This window comes from Streptomyces sparsus, assembly GCF_054776295.1.
Window position 1 is genome coordinate 1 of record NZ_BAAHCA010000338.1, and the last position, 4,862, is coordinate 4,862.

General features: G+C 71.3%; 6 protein-coding genes. 5 read left to right on the top strand and 1 reads right to left on the bottom strand.

Translation table 11 applies throughout. From position 1 onward, the window contains the following. Nucleotides 1-73: 73 nt before the first annotated feature. Entirely contained in the window at nucleotides 74-1,243 is a 1,170-nt protein-coding gene (locus ACYVE9_RS15845) for a PP2C family protein-serine/threonine phosphatase (RefSeq protein WP_461028497.1), read from the bottom strand. Between the two features lie 95 nt (nucleotides 1,244-1,338). On the opposite strand from ACYVE9_RS15845, the gene ACYVE9_RS15850 reads away from it, so the two are divergent. The 5 genes from ACYVE9_RS15850 to ACYVE9_RS15870 form a co-directional block, all read left to right on the top strand. Next, complete coding sequence (locus ACYVE9_RS15850; protein ID WP_461028498.1) at nucleotides 1,339-1,845, top strand: MarR family winged helix-turn-helix transcriptional regulator; 507 nt, start codon at nucleotides 1,339-1,341, stop codon at nucleotides 1,843-1,845. A 615-nt stretch (nucleotides 1,846-2,460) separates the two neighbouring features. Next, complete coding sequence (locus tag ACYVE9_RS15855; protein ID WP_461028499.1) at nucleotides 2,461-3,339, top strand: STAS domain-containing protein; 879 nt, start codon at nucleotides 2,461-2,463, stop codon at nucleotides 3,337-3,339. Continuing rightward, nucleotides 3,336-3,746, top strand: coding sequence for an STAS domain-containing protein (locus tag ACYVE9_RS15860; RefSeq protein ID WP_461028500.1), 411 nt, complete (start codon nucleotides 3,336-3,338; stop codon nucleotides 3,744-3,746). Before ACYVE9_RS15855 ends, ACYVE9_RS15860 begins: the two co-directional genes overlap by 4 nt. 163 nt (nucleotides 3,747-3,909) lie before the next feature. After that, the gene (locus ACYVE9_RS15865) at nucleotides 3,910-4,272 is read left to right on the top strand and encodes an ATP-binding protein (RefSeq protein ID WP_461028502.1); all 363 of its coding nucleotides are present in this window, start codon (nucleotides 3,910-3,912) and stop codon (nucleotides 4,270-4,272) included. Then, a partial coding sequence (locus ACYVE9_RS15870; protein WP_461028501.1) for an ATP-binding protein occupies nucleotides 4,269-4,862 on the top strand: 594 nt, incomplete at its 3' end. The genes ACYVE9_RS15865 and ACYVE9_RS15870, both read left to right, overlap by 4 nt.

Sequence of the window (4,862 nt, forward strand, 5' to 3'; positions counted from 1 at the left end):
CGCACACCGCCGCCCCGGGCTGCGCCCCCGTGCCGCGTCCCGTGCTCGCGACGCCCCGGTGGGGCGGGCGCGGTCAGGCTCCGCGGCCGTGCCAGTCGAGGCAGACGACCATGGCGTCGTCGTCCTGCTCGGACTCGCCGCGGTGCCCGGTGAGTTCACGCAGGACCGCGCGCGGCACCTGGGAGGGCGGTAGCAGCCGGGTGTTCGTCACCGCCCGGGCCAGCGCCCGTTCGCTGTAGCGTTCGCCGGCCGGTGACGTCACGTCGTACACACCGTCGCTGACGAAGAGCAGCCGGTCACCCGGCTCGACCCGGAACTCCTGGGCGAGGTACACCGTGTCCTCGAACATGCCCAGCGGCAACTGGGCCTCCAACTCGACCTGTTCGACCACCCCGTCGCGCAGCCGCCACACCTTCGGGGAGCCCGCGTCGACGATCTCCACGTCCCCGGTGGCCAGGTCGAAGCGGAGCAGCAGCACGGCGACGTGCGCGGCCCCCCGGTAGCGTCCGTAGACGGCCTGGTCGGCGAGGCACGCCTGGCCGACCAGGTCCAGGCCGGCGCGTCGCGCGTTGCGCAGGGCGTTGACCGCGAGATTGGTGAGCAGCGCCGCCTCGATGCCCTCCCCCATGCCGTTGGTGACGGTGAGGGTCAGGGCCTCGCCGGAGGTGGACCAGTCGAAGTTGTCCCCGTGGATGGCGTAGGCGGGTTCCAGCTGCGCGCCGAGCTGGTACTCGGGCCGGGTGCAGGACCGGCCGGGCAGCAGCTGCCACTGCATCTCCGCGGCCAGGGTGAGGCGCTGGGCGCGCCGGGCCTGCAGGTAGAGGTCGGTGTCCCGTTCCGCGACGACGATCTCGTGCCCGAGGACCTCGGCGATCTCACCGAGATCCCTCAGCGTCGCGTCGCCGAGCGCGTCCGCGGGCAGGGTCACGGCCAGCACGCCGAGCCGGTCACCGCGTACCGACACCGGCAGGTGTGCGGTGACGCTGTCCGGGCAGCCGTCCGAGCGGATATATGGTTGTTGGGCACCGAAGGCCCGGCCTGACGGACTGGTGTGGACGGAGACGGGCGCCGCGGTGTAAGGCAGGGCGTCGACGGGCTGAAGTATGGTCATCGCGTAGTCGGCCATCAACAGCTCCACCGTGGTGGCTGCGAAGTGCTTGATCAGCGCGTGGCGCACCGCGTCCAGCAGTTCATGAGGTGCGGCACCGCGCAGGGCGCGCTCCACAGCCGCGAATCTGTCCACCGTTGTTGACCGCTTTCTCGAAGAACGCCATCAGAAGGAGCAAAGCATCAGTCAGTCCGCCGGGGGCTGACAAGGCTGATTCGGAGTGTCACAGTATGGGCGTGAATTCCGCCGCCTCGCACCGAAGGACCCACGACGCCGCACATGCGTCGCGCGAGGTCATCGAGCTGCTGGAGGTGCTGTGGGAGCGGGGCCGGGACGCCGTGTCATCCGCCCCGGTGTCGTCCTCGCAGCTGCGGGTGATGTACATCCTCGACCGTGACGAGGGCATCAACCTGCGGACGCTGGGTGAGGTCCTGGGTGCGGCGCCGTCGTCCGTCAGCAGGCTGTGCGACCGGCTGCACGCACTGGGGTTCGTGGAGCGCTCGCCGAGCCAGGTGAGCCGGCGGGAGCTGGAGCTGCGGTTGACCAGCAGGGGCAAGGCCTACCTGCTGGACCTGCGGTCCCGGCGTGAGGTGGCGCTGCTGAAGGCCATCGACGGCATGCCCTCCTCGGCCCGTACCGCGCTGATCGAAGGGCTGTCGAGTTTCCGGTCGGCGGTGGAGGCGTCGCCTCCCATACGGGTGCAGGGCCGGTCGGACGACTCCTCTCGGACCGCCTGACCTCTCACTCCGGTGCGGGCAGCCGACCTCGCCGCTCCCCTTCCGGGGCGACCGCACGTCCCTCTCCGCCACCGACATCCCCCATCGCCCCGTTGTCCCACGCCCTCGGCGATGCCCGAGCCGTTCGCCACCCGGTGGCTTGTGCCACGGCCAAAGAATCTTGCCAACCTGCGACAGTTGTCAAATAGAAACATTCTCTCGCCCGCAGGTCACGCCACCACCCGTCCGTCCACGGGGTGCACTGGCCGGCACCGAGGCCGCCCGGCGACCGCGGCGGGAGACGGGGAGCGGCGTTTACGCGGCTCGACCCGGGGCACCCGGAAGCGGTCTTCCGACTCGATACCGGTCATCCGGTCCGATGAGGCACATGCGGGTCATTCGACACCCTGAGGCCCGGTGCGGACGGGGGCATCGCGCCCCGGGAGCGACCCCGTTCGTGGAGCCGGGGCGCCGAACGGCTCACCAGGGGCCGGGCTTCCCTCTCGTCGGCACGGTCGCTAATGTTTGTCGGACGACAACAAACGAGCCGCGAACCACGGACCACCGCAGCGCCCCACCCGGCGCTCCGATCGGTCGGTGACAGAACCGGCTCCCCGACTGGGAAAGGTTCACGGATTGAGCATCGGCGAGTCCGCAGCACGGGAGCGCGTCTCGAACGTCCTGCACGAACGCGCTGACCAGATCGCCGACCGCTGGGTCCAACTGCAGGCGCAGCAGAACCCCTACGGCGGCATCGGTGACGGCGAACTCCGCGAGGAGGCCGACGCACTGGTCGGTGCGCTGGCGACCGCGCTGGACAGCGGCACACCCATCGACCGGGTCGTGACGGCTGACCACGGACTCCGCCGCTCGGTGACGGATTTCTCCCTGCGCCGGGCCAGAGGGGGCGCCACCCCGACCGCCACCTCACTCGGCCTGCTGGCGCTGAAGGAGGCGATCCTGGAAGCGATCCAGGACACCACCGGCGAGAACGGTGAAGTCCTCCCCGCCGCCCTGCTCGTCAACCGCATGCTCGACGCCGCCGGCGCGCTCACCTTCGAGACCTACGTCGAGGGCCGGGAGGAGATCATCCGCCGGCAGGGCAGCCAACTGCTCGAGGTCTCCACGCCGGTGGTGCGGCTGTGGCGGCAGGTCCTGGCCGTTCCCCTGGTCGGGACGCTGGACACCGCCCGCACCCAGGTCGTGATGGAGAACCTGCTCCAGTCGATCCAGGAGCACGAGGCCCTGGTCGCCATCATCGACATCACCGGCGTGCCCACCGTGGACACCGCCGTCGCCCAGCACCTGATGCAGACCGTGCACGCGGTGCGGCTGATGGGCGCGGACTGCGTGATCAGCGGCATCCGGCCGCCCATCGCGCAGACGATCGCACAGCTCGGCATCGACCTCTCCACCATTCTCACCAAGGCCACGCTCGCCGACGCGCTCAGCGCCGCGGTGCGGCTGACCGACGGCGTCTCCCCGGAGACCTCCCGCGCGATGGCGGATTCGTGAGCGGTCACAGGTCCGCCGGCGTGCCCATCCTGCGTCTGGGCGACGTCCTGGTGACCGGCCTGCTCAACGAACTCGACGACAAGGCCGCCATGGCGTTCACCGACGAACTCACCGAACGCATCACCGCGGACGGAGCGCGCGGCGTACTGATCGACATCACCCGGCTCGAGATCATCGACTCCTTTGTGGCCCGCACCCTGATGGAACTGACCACCGTGGCACGCCTCCTGGGCGCCCGCGTCGTCGTGGCCGGCATGCGGCCACCGGTCGCCATCACCCTGGTGGAACTCGGACTGCGCCTGCCGGGCGTGGACACCGCGCTCAACGCGGAACAGGGCATGGCCGCACTGGGTTGGACTCAGAGCCCACAGCCCCCGGAAGGGGCGCGACGTGAATCACCTCGATGAGAGCACCACAGGCGTCGCCCGCATCGCGGACACCACCTGGACGACCGGCACCACCTCGCACGTACGCCCGGCGGGCGGCGCCCGGTCGGGCGGCACCACCGGCCGCCCGGCCGGCACGGCCCCCGACACGACATCCACCCACGCCGTCCGCAGTGAGGAGGACCTGCTGACCGTGCGACACGCGGTACGCAACGCGACGCTGCGCGTCGGTTTCGGCATCGTCGACCAGACCCGCGTGGTCACCGCCGCCAGCGAACTCGCCCGCAACGCCTACATCCACGGAGGCGGCGGCACCCTCACCCTCGAAAACCTCGACCACGCCGGCCGCCGCGGCCTGCGCATGACGATAAGCGACGAGGGCCCCGGCATCCCGGACGTCGAAGCCGCGCTCGCCGACGGCTTCACCACCGGCGCCGGACTGGGCCACGGCCTGGGCGGAGTACGGCGGCTCATGGACGAGTTCGAGGTCGACTCACGGCCCGGCCGGGGGACCACCGTCACGACCACCAGGTGGATCGGCAGGTGACGCTCTCCGCAGCGCCGACCCTCCAGGTCCGCATCGACCACGTCAGTGCCGTACCGCTGGCGGCAGCCGCCGCCCGCGGGCTGGCCCAGCGGTGCGGGCTGAGCGGGGCCATGCCGCACAAGGCCGCGGTACTGGCCTCGGAGTTGGCCACCAACGTCGACAAGCACGCCACCGACGGCACGCTCTACCTCCAGGCACTGCCGCTGGGCGGCGGCCTGGAGATCACCGCCGTCGACCGCGGCCCGGGCATGGCCGAGTTGGAACGCTGCCTCACCGACGGGTACACCACCACGGCCACACTGGGTTCCGGCCTCGGTGCCGTGAGGCGGATAGCGACCGACTTCACCATCCGCACCGAGGTCGGCACCGGCACCCTGGCCTGCGCCCGGCTGTCCCTTCCCGACCGGCCGGAAGCGGCCCGCCAGAAGGTCGGTTCGGTGTGCCTGCCCGCCGACCGCGAGGACGACTGCGGCGACGCCTGCGCCGTCGCCGACACCGGCACGTCCACCACGGCACTCGTGGTGGACGGCCTCGGCCACGGCCGGCAGGCGGCGGAGGCCGGCCAGTGCGCCGTCCGCGCCTTCCAGCGG